General features: G+C 72.5%; 20 protein-coding genes. 8 read left to right on the forward strand and 12 right to left on the reverse strand.

The features are described from left to right. Window positions 1-5: 5 nt before the first annotated feature. The 7 genes from ACGFZS_RS21295 to ACGFZS_RS21325 form a co-directional block, all read right to left on the reverse strand. Window positions 6-2,063, reverse strand: a complete 2,058-nt coding sequence (locus ACGFZS_RS21295) for a protein kinase (protein WP_393796427.1) — start codon at window positions 2,061-2,063, stop codon at window positions 6-8. A 127-nt stretch (window positions 2,064-2,190) separates the two neighbouring features. Then, window positions 2,191-3,348, reverse strand: a complete 1,158-nt coding sequence (locus ACGFZS_RS21300; protein WP_393796428.1) for an acyl-CoA dehydrogenase family protein — start codon at window positions 3,346-3,348, stop codon at window positions 2,191-2,193. A gap of 17 nt (window positions 3,349-3,365) precedes the next feature. Then, a complete protein-coding gene (locus ACGFZS_RS21305) occupies window positions 3,366-3,905 on the reverse strand; it encodes a DoxX family protein (protein ID WP_393796429.1) in 540 nt (179 codons plus the stop codon). Continuing rightward, entirely contained in the window at window positions 3,902-4,813 is a 912-nt protein-coding gene (locus ACGFZS_RS21310; protein WP_393796430.1) for an SDR family NAD(P)-dependent oxidoreductase, read from the reverse strand. Before ACGFZS_RS21310 ends, ACGFZS_RS21305 begins: the two co-directional genes overlap by 4 nt. Before the next feature lie 3 nt (window positions 4,814-4,816). Continuing rightward, on the reverse strand, window positions 4,817-5,983 hold the full coding sequence (locus ACGFZS_RS21315; RefSeq protein WP_393796431.1) for a CaiB/BaiF CoA transferase family protein: 1,167 nt from the start codon (window positions 5,981-5,983) through the stop codon (window positions 4,817-4,819). 19 nt (window positions 5,984-6,002) lie between these two features. Then, window positions 6,003-6,782: an enoyl-CoA hydratase/isomerase family protein gene (locus ACGFZS_RS21320; RefSeq protein WP_393796432.1), complete on the reverse strand. Its 780-nt coding sequence runs from the start codon at window positions 6,780-6,782 to the stop codon at window positions 6,003-6,005. A 1-nt stretch (window position 6,783) separates the two neighbouring features. Next, complete coding sequence (locus ACGFZS_RS21325; protein ID WP_393796433.1) at window positions 6,784-7,539, reverse strand: SDR family NAD(P)-dependent oxidoreductase; 756 nt, start codon at window positions 7,537-7,539, stop codon at window positions 6,784-6,786. An 86-nt stretch (window positions 7,540-7,625) separates the two neighbouring features. On the opposite strand from ACGFZS_RS21325, the gene ACGFZS_RS21330 reads away from it, so the two are divergent. The 5 genes from ACGFZS_RS21330 to ACGFZS_RS21350 all read left to right on the forward strand — a co-directional run bounded on the left by ACGFZS_RS21330 (window position 7,626) and on the right by ACGFZS_RS21350 (window position 12,818). Beyond that, window positions 7,626-8,768 (forward strand): acyl-CoA dehydrogenase family protein, encoded by a 1,143-nt coding sequence (locus ACGFZS_RS21330; RefSeq protein ID WP_393796434.1) that lies wholly within the window; start codon window positions 7,626-7,628, stop codon window positions 8,766-8,768. A gap of 162 nt (window positions 8,769-8,930) precedes the next feature. Beyond that, window positions 8,931-10,496: an AMP-binding protein gene (locus tag ACGFZS_RS21335; RefSeq protein ID WP_393796435.1), complete on the forward strand. Its 1,566-nt coding sequence runs from the start codon at window positions 8,931-8,933 to the stop codon at window positions 10,494-10,496. A gap of 2 nt (window positions 10,497-10,498) precedes the next feature. Beyond that, on the forward strand, window positions 10,499-11,650 hold the full coding sequence (locus ACGFZS_RS21340) for a thiolase family protein (protein WP_393796436.1): 1,152 nt from the start codon (window positions 10,499-10,501) through the stop codon (window positions 11,648-11,650). Continuing rightward, window positions 11,647-12,051: a Zn-ribbon domain-containing OB-fold protein gene (locus ACGFZS_RS21345; RefSeq protein WP_393664142.1), complete on the forward strand. Its 405-nt coding sequence runs from the start codon at window positions 11,647-11,649 to the stop codon at window positions 12,049-12,051. The genes ACGFZS_RS21340 and ACGFZS_RS21345 overlap by 4 nt, the downstream gene beginning before the upstream one ends. A 17-nt stretch (window positions 12,052-12,068) precedes the next feature. Continuing rightward, window positions 12,069-12,818 (forward strand): FadR/GntR family transcriptional regulator, encoded by a 750-nt coding sequence (locus tag ACGFZS_RS21350; RefSeq protein WP_393796437.1) that lies wholly within the window; start codon window positions 12,069-12,071, stop codon window positions 12,816-12,818. 29 nt (window positions 12,819-12,847) lie between these two features. On the opposite strand, the gene ACGFZS_RS21355 is transcribed toward ACGFZS_RS21350, so the two are convergent. From ACGFZS_RS21355 to ACGFZS_RS21365, 3 genes are read right to left on the reverse strand one after another with little or no spacing between them, the layout of a single operon-like run. Further along, a complete protein-coding gene (locus tag ACGFZS_RS21355; protein ID WP_393796438.1) occupies window positions 12,848-13,870 on the reverse strand; it encodes an LLM class F420-dependent oxidoreductase in 1,023 nt (340 codons plus the stop codon). Next, window positions 13,867-15,006 carry an acyl-CoA dehydrogenase family protein gene (locus tag ACGFZS_RS21360; protein WP_393796439.1) on the reverse strand — a complete coding sequence of 380 codons (1,140 nt, stop codon included), beginning with the start codon at window positions 15,004-15,006 and terminating at the stop codon, window positions 13,867-13,869. Before ACGFZS_RS21360 ends, ACGFZS_RS21355 begins: the two co-directional genes overlap by 4 nt. Window positions 15,007-15,027: 21 nt before the next feature. Then, the gene (locus ACGFZS_RS21365) at window positions 15,028-15,804 is read right to left on the reverse strand and encodes an enoyl-CoA hydratase/isomerase family protein (protein WP_393796440.1); all 777 of its coding nucleotides are present in this window, start codon (window positions 15,802-15,804) and stop codon (window positions 15,028-15,030) included. A gap of 95 nt (window positions 15,805-15,899) precedes the next feature. Between ACGFZS_RS21365 and ACGFZS_RS21370 the strand changes: the two genes are divergently transcribed. Then, a complete protein-coding gene (locus ACGFZS_RS21370; RefSeq protein ID WP_393796441.1) occupies window positions 15,900-16,766 on the forward strand; it encodes a crotonase/enoyl-CoA hydratase family protein in 867 nt (288 codons plus the stop codon). 154 nt (window positions 16,767-16,920) lie between these two features. Continuing rightward, entirely contained in the window at window positions 16,921-18,348 is a 1,428-nt protein-coding gene (locus ACGFZS_RS21375; protein ID WP_393796442.1) for a family 1 glycosylhydrolase, read from the forward strand. Here ACGFZS_RS21375 and ACGFZS_RS21380 read toward each other — a convergent pair. After that, window positions 18,336-18,842 carry a MaoC family dehydratase gene (locus tag ACGFZS_RS21380; RefSeq protein ID WP_393796443.1) on the reverse strand — a complete coding sequence of 169 codons (507 nt, stop codon included), beginning with the start codon at window positions 18,840-18,842 and terminating at the stop codon, window positions 18,336-18,338. The two genes, ACGFZS_RS21375 and ACGFZS_RS21380, sit on opposite strands and share 13 nt — an antisense overlap. A gap of 53 nt (window positions 18,843-18,895) precedes the next feature. Next, window positions 18,896-19,717 carry an enoyl-CoA hydratase/isomerase family protein gene (locus tag ACGFZS_RS21385; protein ID WP_393664125.1) on the reverse strand — a complete coding sequence of 274 codons (822 nt, stop codon included), beginning with the start codon at window positions 19,715-19,717 and terminating at the stop codon, window positions 18,896-18,898. A gap of 69 nt (window positions 19,718-19,786) precedes the next feature. On the opposite strand from ACGFZS_RS21385, the gene ACGFZS_RS21390 reads away from it, so the two are divergent. Then, window positions 19,787-20,905, forward strand: a complete 1,119-nt coding sequence (locus tag ACGFZS_RS21390) for an acyl-CoA dehydrogenase family protein (RefSeq protein ID WP_393796444.1) — start codon at window positions 19,787-19,789, stop codon at window positions 20,903-20,905. The last annotated feature ends 6 nt before the right edge of the window (window positions 20,906-20,911 follow it).

The following is a 20,911-nucleotide window of genomic DNA, read 5'->3' on the forward strand; positions in this document are numbered from 1 at the left end:
GGCCGTCAGCCCCAGTGCCAGGCCTGGTTGCCGTTGCCGGCGCAGCTCCACGCCTGGACGCGCTGGCCGTCCTGGCCCGAGGTGGCGGCCTCCGCGTCCAGACAGAAGCCGTCCGGCACGCTCACCAGGGCCTGGGCGCCCGGGACTCCCGAGCTGCCCAGGCTCCACCGCTGCACGGCGAGCCCGTCGCAGGCGGTGCTGTGGATGCCGTGGCCGTTCTGGCCGAGACCGGCGGCATCCGCCTCCAGGCAGCGGTGCGTGCTCCGGTTGACGGCGACGTACTGTCCGTCCCGGCCCGGCAGCGGGTACAGCGCCCACGTCTGGTGGGGCGCACCGGTGCACTCCCAGATCTGTACGGTCTGCTGCCTCAGGGTCGCCGTACCGGTGTCGGCGTCCAGGCAGCGCGCGGTCGCGACGCCGTTGACGGTCTCGGTCACCGTCAGCGTGCCGCTGCGCACGGCGCCGCGCGGCCTGCTGTACAGCATCGCCTTGGTCTCCGAGCCGACGCTGCCGTCGGCCGCGAGTCCGGCCGACGTCTGGAAGACCTTCAGGGCAGCGAGGGTCCGTGCCTCGAAGTCGCCGTCGACCGGTACGAGGTAGCCGTATCCGCCGAGGAGGTACTGGAGGGCGGCGACACAGTCCCCGTGCGCTCCTGGGGCGAGGGCGGTCCGGCAGGCGGCGGAGCGGATGTCGAGCGTCCTGGGATCGTGCGTCGCGGCCGCGGCGGAGTCCGGGGCGGCGGTGGTCGCGGAGACGGCGGCGGAGCGGGATGCCGAGGCCCGGGGGGTGGCGGACACCGTACTCGGTTCGAGGCCGGAGTCGGCGCGCGGACTGTCCGACAACGTCGTCACGGACGGCGATGCCGGCGCGGCGGACGCGGGGGAGTCGCCGCCCCGGTCCAGCAGCGCCATGGTGAGGCCTCCGGTGACCAGCGCGGCCACGGCGGCGGCCAGCACGATGTCCCGGCCCCGGCCCCGGCGATTGCGGGGGAGTCCGGTGCCGGGCGGGGCGGTGGCGGAGTCCCCCGCAGCGGCCCCGCTCGCGGGCCCGGACGCGTCGGGCCCGGACAGCCGGGCGAAGGCGGCGGGCCGCCGGGCGGGTCCGCCCGGGAGGCTGGACGGCGCGGGCCGGGGGGTTCCTCCTTCACCGTCGTCCGGGGGCGCCGCCAACTGGTGTCCGATCGCCGTCCGGAACACCGCGTCCGGTGCCGGACGTGACTCGGGGTCCTTGTACAGGCAGTGCCGCAGGTATGCGGCGAGGTCCGGGTCGAGGTCCGCCACCTTGGCGAGCAGCTCCTCGCGCGGCGGGTCGAAGGCCACCCGGTGCAGCACGTCGACGCCGGTGCCCTCACCGAACGGCGCCGCACCGGTGAGCGCGTACGTCAGCGTGGACGCCAGGGTGAAGACGTCGGACGCGGCGGTCACCTCGTGGCCGCGCACCTGCTCCGGCGACATGAAGGCGACCGTGCCCACGTGCTGCCCGGTCGTGGTGATGGAGGTGGCGTCGGCGGCGTGGGCGATGCCGAAGTCGATGACCCGGGCGCCGTCCGCGGCGAGGATCACGTTGGACGGCTTGAGGTCGCGGTGCACGATCCCCGCCCGCCAGATGGCTTCGACCGCCCGGCCCAGGTCCGCCATGAGCCGCCAGCCCGCTGCCGCGTCGAGCGGGCCGCGCCCGTCGACGGCCTCCTCCAGGGTGGGCCCCGGTATGTACTCGGTCGCCACCCACAGCAGGTCCCCCTCGTGCCCGCTGCCCATCAGCCGTACGGTGTGCGCTCCCCGGACCCGGCCCAGCGCGCCGACCTCCCGCTCGAAGCGCCTGCGGAACTTCGGGTCCTCCGCGTACTCGGGGCGGATCACCTTGACGGCGGCCGGGCCCGGCCCGCCCTGCGTGTCGCGGCCCAGGTAGACCCGGCCCATCCCGCCGCTGCCGAGGACCGACACGAGGGCGTAGGGCCCCACCCGGACGGGATCGCCGGTGCGGAGCGGGACCGGGGGCGGTGCTTCCAGGCCGAGGGCGGCGTAGGCGCGCGCGTGCGACCGGTCGAGATGTGGAGCAGACATGGGAAGGTTCAGTTCCGGGTTTCCGCGTGACGGATGAGGCGTGCGCGACGAGTGTCGGTGCCCCGGAGGTTATCGCAAACTCCTTGAAAAAAAGGCGAGTTGGTATTCGATTCAACCTCGTGTCGCGTCAGCCGCGCGTCGCGTCGCCCAGCAGTGCCCGCGCGATGATCACCTGCTGGATCTGGCTGGTGCCCTCGTAGATCCGGAAGAGCCGGGCGTCCCGGTAGAAGCGCTCGACGGCGACCCCGCGCATATAGCCCGCACCGCCGTGGATCTGCACCGCCCGGTCGGCGACGCGCCACACCATCTCGCTGGCGAAGTACTTCGTGCAGGACGGGCCGATCTTGGTGTCCGTGCCGGCGTCGAAGCCGCGGGCGGCCTCCAGGACGGTGGCGCGGCCGGCGTAGTAGTCGGTCATCGAGTCGGCGATGAGCCCCTGGACCAGCTGGAAGGAGCCGATCGGCTTCCCGGACTGCCTGCGGGTACGGGCGTACTCCACCGACTCGTCGACGAGCCGCTCGGCCATGCCGACGCACAGGGCCGAGATGTGCACGCGTCCGTGCGCGATGCAGCCCATCGCCGTGCTGAAGCCCCGGTTCAGGCCGGCCTCGCCGCCGACAAGGGCCTCGGCCGGCACCCGCACGTCGTCGAAGTACACGTCCGCCGTCCAGGCGCCGAACTGCCCCATCTTGTGGTCCCGGGGCGCCACCGTCAGGCCCGGGGTGCCGGCCGGGACCAGGAAGGTGGAGATGCCCCGGGTACGCGGAGCGTCCGGGTCGGTGCGGGCGAAGACCATGAAGACGTCCGCGAGCGGGGCATTGGTGATGTACCGCTTGGCCCCGTTGATCACCCACGCGTCGCCGTCCAGGTGCGCCCGGGTGGTCAGCGTCGACGGGTCCGACCCGGCGTCCGGCTCGGTGAGGGCGAAGGAAGCCAGCACCTCGCCGGAGGCGATCTTCGGCAGCCACTCGGCCTTCTGTTCCTCGGTGCCGCCGACCATCAGGACGTGCCCGGCGATGCCGTTGTTGGTGCCGAACATCGAGCGCAGCGACGGGGTGGTGTAGCCCAGCTCGAACATCAGCTGGGCCTCCTCGTACATCGACAGCCCGAGGCCGCCGTACTCCTCCGGCAGGGCGAAGCCGAAGAGCCCCATCTTCTTCGCCGACTCCCGGATGTCCGCCGGCATCTCGTCCTTCTCGTCGATCTCCGCCTCCAGCGGCACGACGCGTTCCCGGACGAACCGCCGGACCTCCGACAGCACCGCGGTGAAGTCCTCCGCGTCCATGTCGCCTCCCTCGCTTGCTACTTGTCTGTGTCGTGCGGCGCTTCGTGCGGCTTCTCGTCGTGCGGCTTCTCGTCAGGCCGGTAGCAGGCCGCGAGCAGTGCCGCCGCGCTCGCCATGCCCAGCCCGGCGGCGAGCAACGCGCAGCCGGATCCACGGCGTTGACGTCCCGTCAGGCCGTCCACCGAGTACCGCCCGTTGCCGAGCGCGGCCAGTGCCACGGCCGCGCCGCCCACCACGCCGACGTACTCCCAGCCGCCCTTGAAGACGAAGAAGCCCTTGCCGCGGTGGTCGGTGCGGGCCGCCACGGTCATCAGGCCGACGGCCGCCGCGGCGGGGAGCGGGTTGGCCACGCCCAGCGTGATACCCACGCCCGCGGCCAGTTCGGTGCCCGCCGCCATCCGGGCGTGCACGGCGGCGGGTCGCAGCCCCAGCGCCTCGAACCAGCCCGTCGTGCCTTTGAGCCCGCCCGGCCCGGCGACCTTGTTCCAGCCGTGCGCGACGAGCATCGGGCCGAGGGTCGCGCGCAGGGCCAGGGCGGCGGCGTCCTGAGCCTTCACTGACCGACCCCGGTGGCCCGGCCGGCGGGCGCCGCGCCGTACAACCGCGGTACGGCGTCGATGAGTTCCTCGGGAGTGAGGGCCTCGCCGGAGCGGCTCGGGTACACACCGGAGACCGTCCAGCCCTCCAGCCGGTTGAGCCGGTTGCCCTCGATGCGCAGCACCTGCCCGGTCAGCCAGGACGCGGCGTCGGAGGCGAGGTAGACGACGACACCGGAGGCGTTGGCCGGGTCGCGCGGGTCGAAGCCGTCGGTGGCCCGGAGGTTGGTGCCGACCTCCAGGCCCTCCGTCATCCGGGTGGCCGCGATGGGCGAGATGGCGTTCGCGGTGACGCCGTAGCGGCGCATCTCCAGCGCGGTGAGGATCGTGAGCCCGGCGATGCCCGCCTTCGCGGCGCCGTAGTTGGACTGGCCCTGGTTGCCGAACAGGCCTGTGCCGGAGGTGGTGTTGATGACACGGCCGGTGACCGGCTCGCCCCGCTTGGCGGCCTCCCGCCAGTACGCGCAGGCGTGCCGGGTCAGCGCGAACGTGCCCTTCAGATGGACCGCGATCACCGCGTCGAACTCGGCCTCGGTCATCGAGAACAGCATGCGGTCGCGCACGATCCCGGCGTTGTTCACGACGACGTCCAGCCGCCCGAACTCGGCGACGGTGTCCGCCACCATGGCCTCGGTCGCCCCCCAGTCGGTGACCGAGGCATGGTTGGCGACGGCCCGGCCGCCGAGCTTGGTGATCTCGGCGACGACCTCGTCGGCGGGGGAGTCTCCGGTCCGCTCGCCGTGGATGCCGGAGCCGAGGTCGTTGACCACCACGGTGGCCCCGGCCTCGGCCAGCGCCAGGCAGTGCGCCCGGCCAAGACCCCGGCCCCCGCCGGTCACGACGGCGACCTTGTCGTCCAGGATGCCCACGCCCTACCTCCCTGTTCCGTCCAGCTCGTCCAGTACTTCGTCGGTGTGCTCGCCCAGCGCCGGTGCGCCGGCGCGCGGTTTGTCGTCCACGCCCCAGAAGGCGACCGGCGTGGCCACGGTCCGCAGCGGCGGCGCGTCACCCATGCCGGGCTGCTCCACGAACGCCCCGACCGCTTCGGCCTGCGGGTCGGCCGCCACCTCGGCGAGGGTCTGCACGGGCGCCCACCACACCTCTTCGGCGTCGAACCGCTCCGCCCACTCCGCCAGCGGCAGCTTCGCGAACTCCTCGTCGAAGACGGCGATCAGCTCGCGTACGTGGCCGCGCCGGGCCTTGCCGGTGGCGAACCGCTCGTCCTGCACCAGGTCCTCCCGGCCGAGCGCCTTGACCACCCCGGGCCAGTGCCGGTTGCCCTCCAGGCCCACCAGCCAGAACCAGCGGTCGTCGGCGGTCCGGTAGCAGTTGTAGAGCGGGGACTCGTGCTCGGTGCGGGGCCGGGTCCGGCCGCGCTTGCCGAAGAAGTTCTGGAGCGCCAGGTCGTTGCCGTTGGCGTACGCCCCGGAGCGCAGCAGCGACACGTCCACCACGCCGCCCTCGCCGGTACGCGCCCGGCGCAGCAACGCGGCCAGGACACCGGCCACCAGGTTGGCGGCGGCGGTCCGGTCGCCGAGACCGGGTCGGATGCCCGGCGGAGGCTCGCCGGCAGGGTTGAGCATGGCGGCGATGCCGGGCCGGGCCCAGAAGGCGGAGACGTCGTACCCGGCCCGGTCGCGCTCGGCGCCGGTCCAGCCGTACCCCGTCAGCGTGCCGACGACGAGACGGGGGTGACGGGCGCGGATCTCGTCGGGGCCGAGGCCGAGCCGCTCCAGGGCGCCCGGGCGGAGGTTGGTGACGAACACGTCGGCGCGGGCGAGCAGTTGCTCAAGCGCTGCCTTGCCGTCCTCGGACCTGAGGTCGAGCACCACACTGCGCTTGCCCCGGTTGTCCGTCTCGAACGGGGGAGCGCTGTCGATGTCCTGGCCGACGTGGCGCAGCGTGTACCGGTTGGGGTCACCGGCCGGCGCCTCCACCTTGATCACGTCCGCGCCCCAGTCCGCCAGCATGGTGGCGGCGGCCGGAGCCGCCACCCACATGCCGAGCTCGACGACGGAAAAGCCCTCCAGTGGCCGCACGGCCCACCTCCCTGGTCGGTCAGACACCGCGGAACTCCCCGGGACGCCGGTCGCGGAAGGCCCGTAGCCCCTCGGCGCGGTCCTCGGTGGCGAACAGCACCGAGACGGTCTCCTGCTCGTAGGCGACGGCGGCCGTGAGGTCCATGCCGAGGCCGTGGTCGATCAGTCGCTTCCCTGCGGCGAGTGCGAGAGGGGCTCCGGCGGCGAGCCGGGCCGCCAGCGCCTCGGCGGCCTTGAGCGCCCCGCCCGGCTCGGTCAGCTCGTTGAGCAGGCCGAGTGCGTGGGCCCGTTCGGCGTCGAGGGGCTCGCCGGTGAGGATCATCTGCTTGGCGATCGCCGGCGGCAGCAGCCGCGGCAGCCGCTGGGTGCCGCCCGCGCCCGGCAGCACGCCGAGCTTCATCTCCGGCAGCCCCAGACGGGTCCCGCGCTCCGCCACCCGCAGGTCGCAGGCGAGCGCGAGTTCCAGTCCGCCGCCGAACGCGAACCCGTGGATCGCCGCCACCGACGGCTTGGGGAACTCCGCCAGCAGCGCGTACGTCTCCGTCAGCCGCCCCACGAAGGCCCGGAACTGCCAGGGAGTGGTGAACGACTCGATCTCGCCCAGGTCGGCACCGGCCGAGAAGGCCCGGCCCGCACCGGTCAGCACCAGGGCCCGTACGTCGTCGTCCTCGCGCACCCGGGCCAGCGCGTCCCGCAGCAGCCCGACGGTCTCGGTACCGACGGCGTTGAGGCGCTCCGGCCGGTCCAGGGTGAACACGGCCACCCGGTCGCGTACTTCGACGCGCAGCACGTCGCTCACCTCACACCATCGTCAGGCCGCCGCTGACCGAGAGCGTCTGCCCGGTCATGTAGGCGGCGTCGTCGGAGGCGAGGAAGGCGACCACACCGGCGATCTCGTCCGGCCGGGCGACCCGGCGCAGCGGGATCGCCCGCACGGTGGCGTCGTACATCCTCTGGCTGTAGTCGGCGACCTGGCCGAGCAGCGCGGTGTCGGTGGGGCCGGGGCAGACGCAGTTGACGGTGATGCCGTGCCGGGCGACCTCGCGGGCGAGGGCCTTGCCGAAGGCGATCACGCCGCCTTTCGTGGCGGAGTACACCACCTCGCCGGAGGAGCCGACCCGGCCGGCGTCCGAGGCGATGTGGACGATCCGGCCGCCGCCGCGCTCGATCATCGGGTCGAGGACGGCCCGGGTCACCGTGATCGTGCCGCGCAGGTTGACGGCGATGATCCGGTCCCAGGTCTCCTCGTCGCTGTCGACGAAGCGGCCGATGACGTCGACGGCCGCGTTGTTGACCAGCACGTCCACCGGTCCGAGCGCGGCGGTCACCTGCTCTACGGCCGTCCGCACGGCCGCGCTGTCGGAGATGTCCGCGCCGACTCCCGTGGTGCGGACGCCGTGCCGTTCGGCGAGGGAGGCGGCGACCTTGGCGGCGGCCTCCGCGTCCACGTCGCAGACGGCGACCGCGGCTCCGTGCGCGGCCAGCGCGTCGGCGACCGCCTCGCCGATGCCGCTGCCCGCCCCGGTCACGAGCGCCACCTTCTCCCGTACGCTCACGCGCCCTCCCTGGCCTGGATCGGAATCAGCGCTATCGTATAACTACTTCAGCTGAATAAGCGAGATGTCTGAGTGGGGAGCCGAGGATGCGCCGAGAGATCTTCACCGAGGAGCACGACCAGTTCCGGGACACGGCCCGCTCCTACTACCTGCGGGAATGCGCCCCGTTCGCCGAACAGTGGGAACGGGACGGACAGGTGAGCCGGGCCGCCTGGACCGCCGCGGGCAAGGCCGGGCTCGTCGGCTGGGAGTTCCCGGAGGAGTACGGCGGGCAGGGGATCCGGGACTTCCGGTACAACGCCATCATGGCCGAGGAGATGGCGGCCACCGGCTCGGTCGGCATCGGGCTGGGGCTGCAGAACGACGTCATCCCGCCGTACCTCATGCGGCTGACCACCCCGGAGCAGAAGGCCCGGTGGCTCCCCGGAGTGACCAGCGGCGAGACCATCTGCGCGCTCGCCCTCTCCGAACCGGCCGCCGGATCCGACCTCAAGGGCATCCGTACCACCGCCCGCCGGGACGGCGACGAGTGGGTGATCGACGGCTCCAAGACCTTCATCACCAACGGCATCCTGGCCGACCTGGTCGTCGTCGCCTGCAAGACCGATCCGGCCGCCGGCCACAAGGGCATCAGCCTGATCGTCGTCGAGCGCGGCGCGGAGGGCTTCGAGCGGGGCCGCAAGCTGGACAAGGTCGGCATGAAGGCCCAGGACACCGCCGAGCTCTTCTTCCACGAGGTCCGGGTCCCGGCCGGGAATCTCATCGGGGAGGAGGGGCGCGGTTTCTACCACATGATGGGCAACCTTCCCACCGAGCGGCTCGCCATCGCCGTCTCCGCGCTGGCCTCGGCCGAGCGTGCCTTCGACGTCACGCTGGAGTACGCCAAGGACCGCACCGCCTTCGGCCGGCCGATCGGGCAGTTCCAGGCCAACCGGTTCGCACTCGCGGACATCAGGGCCCGGCTCTCCGCCGCCCGGGTCTACGTCGACGGCTGCACGATGGCGCTGGTGCGCGGCGAGCTGACCGCCGACGAGGCCGCCGCGGCCAAGTACTGGACCACGGAGACCTGCTGGGAGGTCATCGACCGCTGCATGCAGCTGTTCGGCGGCTACGGCTACGTCAACGAGTACGAGATCGCCCGCATCTGGCGGGACAGCCGGGTCCAGCGGGTGTTCGGCGGCACCTCGGAGATCATGCAGGAGATCGTGGGCCGCTCGCTGGGTCTGTGATTGGGGCTCTCTTTATTGACTGTCTTCGCTGAATAGGTTAGCTATTTAGTCACGTGGAGGTCGATGGTCGAGGCGCGCGAGGAGGCACCCGTGGTCACGGTCGACGTACAACCGCACCCGGAACAGCCCGAGTCTGACGACACCGCACAGGAGCGATTTCAGATGGATTCCGCCCGCCGCCTGACGTTCGGCGACCTCATCCGCGAGCACCGGCGGTCCTACCCGGACCAAGTCGCCCTGGTGGACGGCGAAGTCCGGCTCACCTGGCCGCAACTGGACGAGCGCACCAACCGCCTCGCCCACGCCCTGACGGATGCCGGGGTCGGACCCGGCGACCGGATCCTGTGGCTGGGGCAGAACTCCTTCCGCATCTGGGAGCTGCTCGGCGCCGCCGCCAAGATCGGCGCCATGGTCTGCCCCGGCTACTGGCGCTGGGCCGCCCCCGAGATGGCTTTCGCCATCGAGGACTTCGACCCCCGGGTCGTCGTCTGGCAGGACGCGGAGATCGGCGACACGGTGGGCAAGGCGCGGGCCGAACTCGGCGACGGCAACCGGGCGTTGTGGCTGCGGCACGACGCCGAGGGACCCGGCGGCTACGAGTCGTTCCTCGCCGCCGGCGCGCCCGAGGACCCGGCCTGCGACGTCGACCCCGACTCCGCGCTCCTCGTCATCTACACCGCGGCGATCAGCGGACGCCAGTCCGGCTCCATGCTCTCGCACCGCAACCTGCTGGCCATGGGCGTGAGCGCTGCCTGGATGGGCGACATCGGCCGGGAGACCGCCTTCCTCGGCGCGGGCCCGATGTTCCACATCGGCAACTACCAGTTCTGGGGCATCCCGGCCTTCGTGCACGGCGGCAAGAACGTCATCGTGCGCCGCGTCGTCGCCGAGGAACTGCTCCCGCTGCTGGCGGCGGAGCGGTGCACCCACGCCTACCTCATGCCCCCGACCATCGCGCAGCTCGTCGAGCTGAACCGCGAGGCCGGTCACGACCTGTCCCACCTGCGGGCGAGCGTCGCCGCCCCGCTGTGGCAGGGCACCGTGCCCACCGACACCAGCCGCTTCACCCGCAACGGCGGCGGCGAGGGGCGCGGCTACGGGCAGACCGAGGTGACCGGCTTCGCCGTGACCGGCGCGTACGGCGGCAGCGGCCTCGGCAACGCGGGCCGCCCCGGCCCCTTCACCGCCGTCCGCATCCTCGACCCGGCAGGCCAGGAGTGCGAGGTCGGCGAGATCTGCGTCCGCGGCGACCTCGTCCACCTCGGCTACTGGAACCGCCCCGAGACCAACGAACAGCGCTTCCGCTTCGGCTGGTGGCACACCACCGACCTGGGACGGCGCGAGGCCGACGGCACGATCAGCTTCCTCGGCACCACGACCCGGATGCTCAAGTCGGCCGCCGAGAACATCTTCCCGGCCGAGGTGGAGAACTGCGTCGAGGCCCACCCGGCGGTCAGGGAGGCGGCGGTCATCGGCGTCCCCAACGAGCGCTGGGCGCAGGACGTCAAGGCCGTCGTCGTCCTCCACCCGGACGCGGACCCGGTCACCGCCGAGGACCTGATCGAGCACTGCCGGGCGCGCATCGCCTCGTACAAGAAGCCCAAGACGGTGGAGTTCGTCGATACGCTGCCGCGCACCAAGGACTACGCCAAGGACTACGACGCCCTCGACCGGCGCTTCGGCGGAGGCGGCTACCCCGGCGGCGAGCAGCTCGGCGCGGGACGGTGACCGTGACCGACCGGCGGCCCGTCGTCGTCGGTGTCCACGCCACCGAGCAGGCGCTGTCGCTGCCGCACCGCGACGCCATGGACCTCGCCCTCGAAGCGGTGACCGGAGCGATCGCGGACGCCGGGCTCACCCCGGCCGACGTCGACGGCGCCCAGGTCGACTGGCCCGGCCCCGGCGGCGTACCCGGCGAGGGCAGCTCCTGGGCCCGCCTCCTCGGCCGCGACCTGCGCTGGACCAGTGACTCGATGCTGGACAACGCCGGTTCACGCGGTGTGCTGAAGGCCGCGGCGGCGATCCGCGCCGGATACGCCGACACCGTCGTGGTCGGCGGCTGCAAACTTGTCTCGCGCGGGACCGGCCCGGTCGGCGCCGGGGTACCGCTGGAGTTCGCGGACGTCTGGGGCAGCTATGTCGTCGCCCAGTTCGCGCTGGTGGCCGCCCGGCACATGCACGAGTACGGCACCACCTCCCGCCAGCTCGCCGAGGTCGCCGCGACCATCCGCAACAACGGCACCGCCAACCCCGAGGCGATGATGTACGGGCGCGGCCCCTACACCGCCGACGACGTGCTCGCCTCCCGCATGGTCGCCACGCCCTTTCACCTCCTGGACTGCTGCATCGTGGGGGAGGGCGGCGCCGCGCTCGTGGTCACCACCGCCGAACGCGCCCGGGACCTCCCGAGGCCGCCCGTGGCCGTCCTCGGCGGCGCGATGGAGTACCACCAGGCCGCCTACGCCAACCCCGCGCTGCACCGCGAGGTCGGACAGCTCGGCCGGGACGCGGCCACCCGTGCCTACGCCATGGCCGGCATCGGCCCGCACGACGTGGACGTGTTCTCCCTCTACGACCCCAACTCCTTCGAGATCATCCGCCAGTTGGAGATCCTCGGCCTCTGCGCCGAGGGCGAGGGCGGCCCGCTGGCCGCCTCCGGTGCCCTCGCCCTCGGCGGCAAGCACCCGGTCAACCCGGACGGCGGCTGCCTCGCGTACGCGTGGAACGGAACCCAGCAGATGACCCTCAAAGTCGTCGAGGCCGTCCGGCAGTTGCGCGGCACTGCCGTGCACCAGGTCGACGGCGCAGAGGTCGCGGTCGTCGGCAACGCCGGTTCGGGCGCCCAGCACTACGAGATGAGCGTCCTGGGGAGGCTGCGATGACCGGCCGTCCGGTGCCCGTGCCCACCGCCCTGTCCGAGCCCTTCTGGGCCGCCGCCCGGCGCGGCGAACTGGTGATCCCGCACTGCCCGGCCTGCGGCCTGCGCTTCTTCACCCCCGAACCGGCCTGCCCCGGCTGCCTGTCCCGGGACTGGCGGTACGCGCCGAGCGCCGGCCGGGGCACGGTCTACTCGGTGACCGTGGTGCATCGCGCTCCCGGTCCCGGCTTCGACACCCCCTTCGCGCTGGCCGTGATCGATCTGGACGAGGGCGGCACCCTGCTGTCCCACGTCGACGCCGGCGCCCCGGACGCCGTCGCCGTCGGCATGCGCGTACGCGTGGACTTCCGGCCGCTCACGGACGGCATCACCCTGCCGTACTTCGTGCCGGAGCACACTCACTGAGAGTGGAGGTGGGCAGAGTGACGCACACACCGGTGCGGGTGCCCAAGATGGCCGAACTGGTGGCCGCCCGGCTGCGCCGCATGATCGTCCGCGGTGAGCTGACCGAAGGCGAGTCGCTGCCCTCCGAGACCGCCCTCATGGAGCAGTTCGCCGTCTCCCGGCCGACGCTGCGCGAGGCGTTCCGGGTGCTGGAGTCGGAGTCCCTGATCAACGTGCGCAGGGGCGCCCGGGGCGGGGCACGGGTCCAGATCCCGGAGGGCACGGTGGCGGCCCGGTACGCCGGGGTGGTCCTCGAATACCGGGGCACGACCCTCAAGGACGTCTACGACGCCCGTACGGTGATCGAGGCGCCGTGCGCCGGCCTGCTCGCCGAGCGGCGCACGGACGATGACCTCGAACGGCTGCGGGCCGCGGTGGCCGAGGCCGAGGGGCTCATGGACGACCCCTCGGCGTTCATCCGGGCCCACATGGAGTTCCACGCCCTCGTCGTCGAACTCGCCGGCAACCAGACCCTCGGCGTCCTCAACGGCATGGTCCGGCACATCATCGACCAGGCCAACTGGTCCCACGTCGACCTCGACGCCGGCAGCCCGGAGAACATCCGCGCCAACCGCCGCGGCTTCCGTGCCCATGTCGCGCTCGTCGACCTGGTGGCCGCCCACCGGTCCGAGGCCGCGGAGGAACTGTGGCGGGTCCACCTCCAGGAGGCCGAGGACTACCTGCTGCAGAGCAGGTCCATGACGACGGTCCTGGACCTGCTCGGCTGACCCGTTTTCGTGGATGTCGCGCGCCGCCGTCAGGGGGTGCGCAGCTCCCGCACGATCGGTTCCCACACCTCGGCGTCGATCTCGTACGCGGTGTAGAAGGACACCCGGTCGACCAGTGCCCCGTACCGCCTGCGGATCTCGCCCGCCACCCGGTCCGGCTCCGCGACCACCGCGAAGGTGTCGAGGACCTCGTCGTCCACGAGAGCGGTCATCGCCTCCCACTTGTCCTCGCGTCGGGACGTCGACAACGCGTGCAGTTCGTCGCCGAGTCCGCCCCAGCCGTGCAGTTCGAGGACACCGCGGTAGGCGGGGGTGCTGCCGTAGAAGGCGATCTGCTGCCGGGTGCCCGCCACCGCGTGGGCCATCTCCTCCTCCGTCCGCCCGGTGGCGGTGAGCAGCAGGTGGGAGACGGCGAAGTCGGCGCGGTCACGGCCCGACCTCGCGAGGCCCGCCTCGACGGTCGGGAGCGTGACCTCGCGCAGGTAGCGCTCGGTGGTGAAGCCGTGCGCGAGCAGACCGTCCGCCACCTCGCCCGCCACCCGGGTCATCGCCTCGCCGACGGCGGCCACGAACACCTTCGGCGCACCGCCTACGGCGGGCGGGGGAGAGAAGAACGGGGACATCAGTGTGTGCGTGTAGAAGTCGCCCCGGAAGTCGAGCCGTTCGTCCTCGTTCCAGGCGGCCCAGATGGCGCGCAGCGCGCTCACGTACTCCCGCATCCGGGCCGCGGGCCGGCTCCACGGCATGGCGAACCGCCGCTCGATGTGCGGCTTGATCTGACTGCCCAGGCCGAGGACGAAACGGCCGCCGGAGTAGCTCTGCAAGTCGTGCGCGGTGTAGGCGAGTTGCATGGGGGAGCGGGCGAACGCCACCGCGATGGCCGTGCCGACCTCCAGCCGGTCGGTGTGCTCGGCGGCCAGCAGCAGGGGCAGGAAGGGGTCGTGCTTGGACTCGGACGCCCACAGGCCGTCGTAGCCGGTCTTCTCGTGGTGCCGGGCCTCCTCGACCACTTCTGCGGTGCTCCACACGTTGAGCTTGCCGTCGACCTTCATACCGCTCCTTCGACCGCGTCCATGCCGATGCGCTGTGCCAGCAGTTCGCGGTGGTACGCGGGGTCGCCGAACAGCAGCTGTGATGTCTTCGCCCGCTTGAGATACAGGTGGGCGGGGTGTTCCCAGGTGAAGCCGATGCCGCCGTGCACCTGGATGTTCTGGCCCGTCGCCTGCAGACAGGCATCCGAGCAGAAGGCCTTGGCGAGGCTCGCCACGGCCGGCAGCCGCGGGTCGTCCTGTTCGGCCGCGAGCAGCGCGAAGTGCGCCGCGGCCCGCGCCGACTCCACCTCCAGGAGCACGTCGGCCAGCAGGTGCTTCACGGCCTGGAAGGAGCCGATCGGCCGCCCGAACTGGTGCCGTACCTTGGCGTAGTCCACCGCCATGTCGAGGGCGCGGGAGGCCACTCCGACCTGCTCGGCGGCGAGTGCCACCGCGGCCCGGTCGAGCACCTCGGCGACCAGGTCCCAGCCGTCGCCGTGGGTGCGCAGCCGCTCGGCCGGTACCTCGTGGTAGTCCAGGCGGGCCTGGCGGCGGGTCGGGTCCATCGTGGGCAGCGCTTCCCGGGCGAGCCCGGCCGCGTCGCCGTCCACCACGAACACCCCGATGCCGTCGTCGGCGGTCCGGGCCACGGTGAGCACGATGTCGGCGGCGGCTCCGTCGAGCACGAACGTCTTGTGCCCGGTCAGCCGCCAACTCCCCTCGCTCTCCCGGGCGGTGATCGCGACCCCGGCCGCGTCCCAGCGGGCGGAGTCCTCGGTCAGGGCCAGCGTCGCGACCAGTTCGCCCGAGGCCAGTCCAGGCAGCAGCCGCTTGCGGGCCTCCTCGTCGGCCGAGCGCAGCAGCGTGGTGGTGGCCAGCACGGTCGAGGACAGGTACGGCGCGCAGAGCAGGGCGCGGCCCGTCTCCTCCAGTACGGCGCCCACTTCGACGGGACCGCAGCCGGCGCCGCCGTATTCCTCGGGGACGGCCAGCCCCTGCAGCCCCAGTTCGCCGCCCATCCGGCGCCACAGGTCCCGGTCGAAGCCCTCGGGCGTCTCCATGAGGCGTCGTACCTCGGACTCGGGCGAGGTGTCCGCGAGGAACGCCCGTACGGTGCGGCGCAGTTCCTCCTGCTCCGCGCTGAACGCGAAGTCCATGGCCGTGTCCTCCTCTCCGGTTCAGCGACGACCGCGCGCGGCGGTGATCCGCTCGACGGCGGCGATGTGGTCCGGCGCGTGCATGGAGTCCCGCTCCGCGAGCAGGGCAGGCTCCATCACGGTGTCCAGCGTCTGCTCCAGATGCCGGTTCACCGCCCGCTTGGTCTCGCGCAGCGCCTGCGCGGGGAGCGCGGCCAGCCGTCCGGCCAGGTCCATGGCCTCGTCCCGGAGCTTGTCCTTCGGCACGGCACGGTTGGCGATGCCGAGGCGGACCGCGTCCTCGGCACTCACCCGCTCGCCGAGGAACAGCAGCTCCTTCGCCCGGACCGCGCCGACCAGCGCCGGCAGCACGAACGCCCCGCCGTCGCCCGCCACCAGCCCCACCTGGACGTGCGGGTCGGCGAGATAGGCGTCGTCGGCGACCAGCACCAGGTCGCTCAGCAGGGCCAGGCTGCAACCGAGGCCCACGGCCGGGCCGTTGACCGCCGCGATCACCGGCAGCGGGCAGCGGATCATGCCGGTGATGATCCGGCGTGCCTCCTCGACCTGCTGCTCCCGGAAGGCGGCGTCGCGCTGGACCCGGGTCATGATCTCGAAGTTCCCCCCGGCGCTGAACGCCCGCCCGCGCCCGGTGACCACGACGGCCCGCGCCTCCGGGTCGGCCGTCAGGCGTTCCCACAGACCGGCGAGGCCGGTGTGCAGCTCCTCGCTCATGGCGTTCAGCTGCCCGGGCCGGTTCAGCTCCACCAGCCGGACCGGCCCGACGGCCGTCACCAGCAGATCGGTCAGCTCCGTCATCTCCACCGCCGCAGATCACTAACGAGTAAGTAGAGTTGAATGCTATAACTAATTAAGCTCAATGAGAACCGGTCGGCGGGAGGCGGAGGACGCGCATGGCGCAGCAGCGGTACGAGACCGTACGGGCCGAGGTGGCGGACCGGATCCTCACCGTCACCCTCGACCGGCCCGAGAAGCTCAATGCCTTCAACCCGCGGATGATGCAGGACCTGCTCGACGTCCTCGACGCGGCCGACGCCGACGACGACGTCCGCGTGATCGTCGTGACCGGCGCCGGCCGGGGGTTCTGCGCGGGTGCCGACGTCAGTACCGGAGGCTCCTCCTTCGACCACCGCAAGGCCGGCGCCCGGCACCGGGACAGCGGGGGCCGGGTGGCGCTGCGGATCTTCGCCAGCACCAAGCCGGTGATCGCGGCGGTCAACGGGCCGGCGGCCGGGGTCGGGGCCAGCATGACCCTGCCCATGGACATCCGACTGGCCTCTACCGCCGCGAAGTTCGGCTTCGTCTTCGCCCGGCGCGGCATCGTGCCGGAATCCGCCGCGAGCTGGTTCCTGCCGCGTGCGGTCGGTATGCAGCGGGCCATGGAGTGGGTGGCCACCGGGCGGCTCTTCGGGCCCGACGAGGCACTGGCCGCCGGGCTGGTCCGCTCGGTGCACCCGCCCGAGGAACTGCTGCCCGCGGCGTACGCGCTGGCGCGGGAGATCGCCGAGAACACCGCGCCGGTCTCGGTCGCGCTGTCCCGGCAGATGATGTGGCGGATGCTCGGCGAGCCGCATCCGATGGCCGCCCACCGGCTCGACTCACGGATCATGAGCCAGATCGGCGGCGGCCCCGACCCGAGGGAGGGCGTGGAGTCCTTCCTCGCCAAGCGCCCACCGCAGTTCCCGGGCCGGGTGAGCACGGACCTGCCGGCCGCCTATCCGTGGTGGCGGGACGAGGAGTTCCGTCCGCTCGGAGAGTAGATCGGGCCGGTCCGTGTCCCGGGCGGGCCGCCGCCCTCCTCGCGGCAAGACGAAATCCGGCCGAAACATTGTCGTGCCCCGCGCGAGGTGTTAGCGTCCGGACGGCGGGCATTCAGCTGAATGCGTTAAACCATTCATCGCTTGGACGGTCACGATGAGCGGTGGTCTGCTGCACGAGTCCTTGCACGGTGTCGACTGGGGCGTCGCCACCGCCGACATCCTCGCGGCCCCGCCGCCGCCCGAGCCGGAACGGGGCGGGCACTTCGGGCGGTGGACCGACGACATCCACCGACTGGTCGGCGCCGCCCCGGACACCCACCGGCTGGTCGCCGGCTGGCCGCTGCTCCAGCCCGACGGCCCCGGCACCTGGGACCGGGACGCCCTGGACCACTGCGACCGGGCCCTCGACAGCCTGCTCGCGCGAGGCCTGCGGCCCCGTCTCACCCTGCTGCACCTGACACTGCCACCCTGGCTGGAGGAGGCCGGCGGCTGGCTCGCCAGGGACACCGCCCAGCACTTCGCCGCCTACGCGGCCGAGATGGGGCGCCGCTTCGGCGACCGGGTGGACGGCTGGATCACCTCCACCGACCTCGCGAGCCCCACGCTCGCCGACCACGTGGCCGGACTGTACCCGCCGAACCGCGCCATCGGCCGGGCGGGACTGCGCTCCGTGCACCACCTTCTGCTCGGCAGCGGACTGGCGACGCAGGCGCTGCGCGCGACCGGAGCGCACGGCAGGATCGGTACGACGGTCACCCTCGCCGGCGGCTACGCGGCCACCGACGACCCCTTCGACCGGATCGCCCTGGCCCGGCTGGAGAACTGGGCCAACCGCCTCTTCCTCGACCCGCTGCTGCTCGGCGAGCACATGGTGACCGAGGACGACGTCGCCCCCGTCGAGACCACCGGCTGCGTCCACCCCGGCGACCTGGAGACCATCGCCACCGCGCAGGACGTCCTCGGCCTGTCCTGGCACACGCCCTTCCGCGTCACCGCTCCGGAGAACCTGCCGCGCGCCCTGCCCGCCGGAAAGTGCCTGGGCCCGCTGAACGAGGTGAACAGCCTGCTGATGGGCCTCGGTTTCGCGGTCATCCCCTTCGACGACGTCGAGACGACCGCGTACGGCTGGCCCATCCTCCCGGAGGGTCTCGCGGACGCCGTCGCCGGACTCCACGACCTCTACGGCGACCTGCTGCCCCCGCTGGCGGTCGTCGACAACGGCATGGGCGACCTCGACCTGGTCGACGAGACCGGGCACGCCGACGACGCCCGCCGCCGCGCCCTGCTCCGTGCCCGGCTGACCTGGCTCGCCGGAGTCGTCGCCCAGGGCGTGGACGTGTGCGGCTACGAGTACTGGTCGGTGCTGGACAACGTGGAGGCCAAGTTCCGCTACACCCGCCTGTACGCGATGGCGGTCCCGGACCACGAGCGGCCCCCGTGCCCCGAGATGCCGTCCGACTGGGTGCACGGCGAAGCCTTCGGAGGCGGCGGCGCGCACCAGGTCCCCGAAACCGGCCGGACATCCGGCCGGTCACCCGGGCTGACCCTGGTGCCGGCCCCCTCCCGGCCTCAGCCGCTCTGAGCCCCGTAGTAGGCCTCGTACTCCTTCCCCCGGATCAGCCGCACCGGCGTGTAGACGAGCACCTCCTCGTCGCGCTGGTTGCGCACGGTGACGCGGCTGGTCACCACGCCCCGGCCGGGCTTGGCCGACGGGCGGCAGGCGGTGGTCTCCACGACGGCGTACAGCGTGTCGCCGACGTACACCGGGCCCAGCACGTCCAGCTCCATGTGCAGGAAGGCCAGCCCCGTGCCGTGCAGCACGTTCGTCTGGAGCACGAGTCCCTCGGCGAGGCAGTAGGTGAGCGCCCCGGGGACGAGGCGCCCGGTGTAGCCGCCGTCCGCGGCGTGCGAGGCGTCCCAGAACAGCGGCTCGGTGAAGCCGCCCCAGGTGACGAAGTTGACCAGGTCGGTCTCGGTCACGGTGCGCCGGGCGGTCCGGAAGACCTGCCCCACGGGCATCTCCTCGTACGTCAGCCCACGGACCAGCGGGTCGACATCAGCGCGTTGCGGTGTCATACCGGGATTCCTCTCCATACGTGATCCGTGATCCGTGATTCGCGGCGGGCGCGTCACAGATCGAGCGGGTGCTTGGCGGCCACGCCCTCGAAGTCCGGGGCGCGCTTCTCGCGGTGGGCGGCCAGACCCTCGACCACCTCGTGCCCGCCGAACCCGAAGAACTCCAGGCCCAGGGACGCCTCGAAGATCGGCTGAGCCGTGCGGTACCAGTGGTTGAGGGACCGCTTGGTCCAGCTGATGGCACCGGCCGGACCGGCGGCGAGGGCGGTCGCCACCCGCAGGCCCTCGGCGTGCACGTCCTCGTCGGCCACGCACTTCGAGACCAGACCGATCCGCTCGGCCTCCTCGCCGGTGAGGGTCTCGCAGGTCAGCAGGTAGTACTTGGCCTTGGCCATCCCGCACAGCAGCGGCCAGCAGATCGCGGCGTGGTCCCCGGCCGCGACGCCGAGACGGGTGTGCCCGTCGACGATCTTCGCGCTGCGGGCGGCGACGGAGACGTCCGCCAGCATGCCGACGACCAGACCCGCGCCGACGGCCGGACCATGGATCGCGGAGACCACCGGCTTGGAGCAGTTGATCACCCCGTACACCATGTCCCGGGCCTCGCGCATCACCCGGGCCCGCACCGCATAGTCCTCGGTCATCGCCTCGATGGAGTCGAAGGTCCCGCCGGCCGAGAAGGCCCGGCCCGCCCCCTGGACCAGCACCGCGCGGGTCTGCTCGTCGCGGTCGATCACCCGCCAGACGTCGGCCAGTTCACCGTGCATGCGAGGGTCCACGGCGTTGACGGGCGGCGCGTCGAGCAGGACCCGCAGCACGCCGGGTGCGGGCCGCTCGAAGGTCAGAGCCGTGAACGGCGCGTAGGGATCGGTCACGTCACCCTCCTGGTGCAATCAGTGCGGATACTATAATTATCTAACTGTATCGAGAGGTGCGCGACAAGCATGGATCTCACCTTCAGCGACGAACAGAACGAACTGCGCACGGTCGTCCGCTCGTTCCTGGCCAGGCACTCCGACGAGGCGGCCGTGCGCCGGTTGGCCGCCGACCCGCGCGGCCATGACCCGGCCGTCTGGCGACGGCTGGCCGGCGAACTCGGCGTGCAGGGCCTCGCCGTCCCCGAGGAGTACGGCGGCTCCGGCTTCGGCTACGTCGACCTCGGCGTCGTCTTCGAGGAAGCGGGCCGGGCGCTGCTCTGCGCACCCCTGTACGCCACCGTCGCCCTCGCCGCCGAGGCGCTCCTGCGCTGCCCCGACGAACGGGCCCGGCGCGACCTGCTGCCCGGCATCGCCACCGGCGACACCGTGGCCACCCTCGCGCTCACCGAGGACACCGGCCGCTGGGACGCTCCCGGCATCCGCCTCACCGCCCAGGAGACCGCCACCGGCTGGCAACTGACCGGGGCGAAGACCTACGTCCCCGACGGCCACGTCGCCGACCTGCTGCTGGTCGCCGCCCGCACCCCCGGCGGCATCAGCCTCTTCGCCGTCGACGCGGGCGCGCCGGGCCTGACCCGCACGCCCCTCGCCACCCTTGACGAGACCCGAAAGCAGGCCCGTGTGGAGTTCACCGGCACCCCCGCCCGGCTGCTCGGCACCGAGGGCACCGCGTGGCCGGTCCTGGAGCGCGCCCTCGCGACCGCCTCCGTACTGCTGGCCGCCGAACAGGTCGGGGGAGCCGCCGCCGCGCTGGACTCGGCCGTGGCCTACGCGAAGATGCGCGAACAGTACGGGCGGCCCATCGGAACCTTCCAGGGGATCAAGCACAAGTGCGCCGACATGCTCGTGGAGATCGAGGCGGCCCGCTCGGCCTGCTACGCCGGACTGTGGGCGCTGGACGCCGGGGACGAGACCGGGACCGCCGTCTCGGCGGCCCTGGCCCAGACCTTCTGCTCGGAGGCGTTCACCCGGGTCGCCGGCGACGCGATCCAGATCCACGGCGGCATCGGCTTCACCTGGGAGCACCCCGCCCACCTCTACTTCAAGCGGGCCAAGAGCTCCGAGACGCTGCTCGGCCCACCGTCCTACCACCGGGAACTGCTCGCCACCCGCCTCGGCATCTGAGCACCG

The sequence above is a fragment of the Streptomyces sp. NPDC048288 genome, assembly GCF_043201555.1.
Classification (GTDB): Bacteria; Actinomycetota; Actinomycetes; order Streptomycetales; family Streptomycetaceae; genus Streptomyces.